This window comes from Chryseobacterium sp. HNCC26DJ238 (assembly GCF_057180465.1).
Genome location: NZ_JBXUGI010000040.1, coordinates 1 through 4103 on the forward strand (window position 1 = coordinate 1; position 4103 = coordinate 4103).

General features: G+C 33.0%; 5 protein-coding genes and 1 pseudogene. All 6 read right to left on the reverse strand.

Annotated features, from left to right (window positions below):
- Positions 1–136: 136 nt before the first annotated feature.
- The gene (locus tag AC2A07_RS19560; protein WP_484051780.1) at positions 137–529 is read right to left on the reverse strand and encodes a hypothetical protein; all 393 of its coding nucleotides are present in this window, start codon (positions 527–529) and stop codon (positions 137–139) included.
- Between the two features lie 95 nt (positions 530–624).
- Positions 625–1113 (reverse strand): hypothetical protein, encoded by a 489-nt coding sequence (locus AC2A07_RS19565; protein ID WP_484051781.1) that lies wholly within the window; start codon positions 1111–1113, stop codon positions 625–627.
- Between the two features lie 27 nt (positions 1114–1140).
- Positions 1141–1614, reverse strand: coding sequence for a hypothetical protein (locus tag AC2A07_RS19570; RefSeq protein WP_484051782.1), 474 nt, complete (start codon positions 1612–1614; stop codon positions 1141–1143).
- A gap of 679 nt (positions 1615–2293) precedes the next feature.
- Positions 2294–2477: pseudogene (locus AC2A07_RS19575) on the reverse strand (RHS repeat-associated core domain-containing protein); the annotation flags it as partial.
- 126 nt (positions 2478–2603) lie between these two features.
- Positions 2604–3230, reverse strand: a complete 627-nt coding sequence (locus AC2A07_RS19580) for a hypothetical protein (protein WP_484051783.1) — start codon at positions 3228–3230, stop codon at positions 2604–2606.
- The coding region (locus AC2A07_RS19585; RefSeq protein WP_484051784.1) for an RHS repeat-associated core domain-containing protein at positions 3215–4103 on the reverse strand (889 nt) is incomplete at its 5' end. The genes AC2A07_RS19585 and AC2A07_RS19580, both read right to left, overlap by 16 nt.

Genomic DNA, 4103 nt, shown 5'->3' on the forward strand with positions numbered 1-4103 from the left:
TGGTTTACACGCTTTAGCACACAATTTAAGAAAGAAAGTTGCCTGAAGAGAACAACTTTTTCTATTTTTTAAAATAATGAAGATTCTACCGAAATAAAAAATCCGCCTCAGTTTTAGTTGTGAGACGGATTCTTACTTATTCTATAATCTTTTGATAACAATTTTCTCCTTCGTGATATCCAAAACAAAGAATAATATTTTTATTCTTTCGTTCAAAAAAAGTTGTGTAAGTCATATCGATATCCTTAACATCTTCGGGAAAAGCAATTAAATCTTTATCCAAATTCAAATAAAAATCAGAAAATTTTATTGAAGAACCATCTAATTTGTATTTCGAATTGTAATTCAACAATTTCTTCCCTTTTATATTGTAAATTACCCTGTTATAAACCCCATCCTTGTTAATTGTTAGAGTGTCATATGTATTCTTGTATGATATGGGTGAATATTTTCCACATATATCTTCATTACTAATATTTTGGCACGAAAATAAAAATGGTAATAAAATTAAACTTATACTTTTTTCCATATTTATTAAATTTAAAATGTTCGATTTAAAATCAAGGTCTTGTTAATATAGATGGCGGTGTTATAGCTTGTTTAAAAACGTTCTTTAAGGTTGGGTTAATTACTTTTTTTTGAAACTTCTGAATTGCTTTCAGTCCATATATAGGTCTGATATGTATTTCCAAAACTATTTACTTTCCCTTCAGTTCTTTCAAAGTTATTTACTGGTAATCTATAAAACAATGACTCTTGTGACTTAGAATCGGTCATTAAAAAAAGTGTTTCATCTCCTAATTTATACCAAGATACATTTGACCTTCCCCACATCTGTTCATATCCATCAAAATTTGCAGTAAGCGGATTTGCGTGGGAATAACCCATTTTTACAATTCCTTTTGAATTTTTCGAATTTAGTATATCCTGTCTTGCTAAAGAAGAATATGGAGATGATGCTCTATCTAAAGAAGCAAAAGGACCAGAATTAGAATCATTAAAATCGCTAAACAAACTACGTGTAGGTCCGTCTCCTCCAAAAAATTCACCTGTTATAGTACCCCATCCAACATCTTTCCCTCTATGGGTATAACCACTTATAAGTCTCCCCAAAAAGTTAGACACTTTCTAGGGGTATTATTATTCTATTTTCACTCTCGACCATTCTTCTCCAAAGGCTTCGATCTCTAAATAGTGCTGTCCATCTTCTTCATAATAATCCAATAATAGCTCATTTGTTAAATCTGCCATAACAATTGATAAAATTCCAGCGTGTTCATCATAAAATTTAAAATTTATATTAAAATCTTTTAAACTACTGAGTTTTAAAGCTCCGCAATCATGAGAATAAGTGATATAAAGAAAACAATTTCCATCTTTAATTTTTATTAATTCCCCTATAAAAAGTAATAATTTTTCCTTTTCATTGAATGAAATTGTGCTTTTATACATATGTTCTTTAGATACTTTTCCTATAGAGTCCGTGTCTGGAATAGATAAAAGTAAATCTTCTTTTACCTCTATGTTAGTTAGGGCTTCTAATTCATTTAAATAGTCATTTAAAAGTTTTTTTCCAAGCAAACGTCTTTTTTTTTGTTCTAAAGTCTCTTCCATTAATTATTCACTTTTGATTTATCATTCTGTAATTTAGGTCTTCCATAGTTATTCATTCTTACATTTCCATCTCTATCGGTTTTAACAGAACCGGCTTCCCAATGAGATTGTCCTGGATGACTTCTGTCCATTGTTTGCTCTTGAACAGATTTTTTTTCTGTTTTAGATCCTGATTTTACAGTAGTATTTCTTCTCGGAACTTCATAAGTATATTCTCTTCCCGAAGCATTTTTAGATTGTGATACAGGTTGTTGACTTGTGGGTATACCTTCCTCCCTCATAGTTGATCTTCTTGCAGCTCTTGAGGTTGGAGCCGCTATAAGAACAGCTTCAATAGTAGTAGTGATGTTTTCTTTAGCAGTAGCATCTCTTGCAGTTGTTTCTACTAAACGGGTTAAAAAGTTTCCACTACTTCCATTCTTCCAGTAATTTGCATCATCTGCCTGTTTTCCAGGCTGTAAATCATACGTATAATCATAATTTGATGAAGATAACATTGTTTTACCATCATAACTAGATTTTGGGTTTGTACCACCAACAGAATCGTATCTCCAATCATCTCCAGCCCACACTCCAATAAAAGAACCATTATCTTTATACCAAGTGCCACTTCTATTGACAAAGTCTCCATCACTATCACTCCAGGTTTCCCCATCACTTCCACCTTCAGGTGGCCAAACATATCTACCATCCGGATCAATAAATCTAATAGGATTATCAAACGCATAGTTATAAGGACTATGTCTCGTCATTTTCTCCGCCAGCGGATCAACCACACCCCATCTTCCAATATCGGGCATATAGAATCTTGCGCCGTAATCGTACATTCCGGTCTCTTGGAGTTCTTTGCCATTGTACTTATAATTCTTGTAAGAACCTTACTCACATAACACGTTCCTCATCGGCGCTTAGTCTAACGTACAATAGCCATTAATATCCGCTCTGAAACTAAAGAATTTATGTGACAATGGAGGAGACACCTTAAGAAATTAATACAAAGCAAGAACTTTTTTAAAGTAATCCTTAGTAATACTTCTTCTGTCTGGAAATGCATAGGGAATATATGATTTACTTGATGGATTGTAAAGTGCTATGTCAGATGACCTCACTGTAAATAAGTACATTTGCTTTTTATCAATCAATTTCCGTTTGAAAAATAAAGAAATCATTTGTGTGTTCTTATCAATATACAAAGAATCTATTTCCGAAACTTCATTTTCCAAATATTCATTTTGTATTTCATAGTTATACCTTATCGAATATTTGCCTATGCGAATAGGATTATATTTGTTTTTCTTAAACCAAGATAAAAACATCTGATCGTTCTCTCCAATTTTGTAGGTTATTTGTATTGTGTCATTTCTTATCCCGTTCATAATCAATGGTGCATTTGGAGCAATAACTGCTTCTTCTTTAAGCTTTCCTTTCGTGTCAAAAAGCTGAATTAAAGGAGCCCCTTCATCCGTAGTATATCTAACACGTATTATATCTGCTTTGTTAGCACTTATTTGGTAAGAAAAACCCGTCCCTTCAAATTTATCGAAATTATGATTTCCACACGACATTACTAATAATAATGTTAATAATAAATAAATATTTCTTATTTTGCGCCCCATATCATTTTGCTTTTTTTTGTTAATCCTTGAACTGTCCTTACATTTTCATAACCCAAACGTTGAAATAGATTTGAGTTAGGAGCTTCTCCGTAAGCTGGAAAACCTGCTTTTTGGGCTTCACTTTTCCAGTATGAATTATTAAATAGTAGCGCTGTTTTACTATTGCCCGATAAATTAAAACCTCCAGCATTAAGCATAAAGTCCAACTTAGATTGTCCTGTTAGTGAAGCTGCCATACCTGCAGCAAAATTTCCAACATCTCTGGCTGAAACGTATACCCCTTCTGATATCTGTGAACCTGCATATAACCCTCCTCCATTTTGCGTTTTATAATCATATATATCTCCTCCACCAGCATTAACAGCATAATTCATTCTTGTAACTGATGTTGCTCCAAAATTTAATTCGTTTTGTCTTTGAAGATCATTACTAAATTTATTAAGCCAATTTCTCGCCTGATAGGAACCAAAATTAATTTTACCTGCTTCCTTACCACCTCTATCAAATTCTGTAAAGGAATTCCAAGCAAGTGTACTTCCCATTTTTTCCCCACCTCCGGAAGTATTTTCTTTAGAATAATTTTTCTTAAGCTCTTGTTTAGTTTCTTGAGAATTGCCTTTATGACGATAAACCCCTAAATCACCATCGTTTTTTACGGCGACAACATTTCCAAACTTATCGGTGTGTGTTGATTCTGTCGACATACCAGTTGGATCAATATTTATCATTGGATTATTTTCTACATAGTTGTACGGACTCCAATCTGAAAATTCTTCACTTAAAGGATCTACAACGCCCCATCGTCCAATATCCGGCATATAAAATCTCGCCCCATAATCATACATTCCCGTCTCTGTCTGTAATTCTTTATTG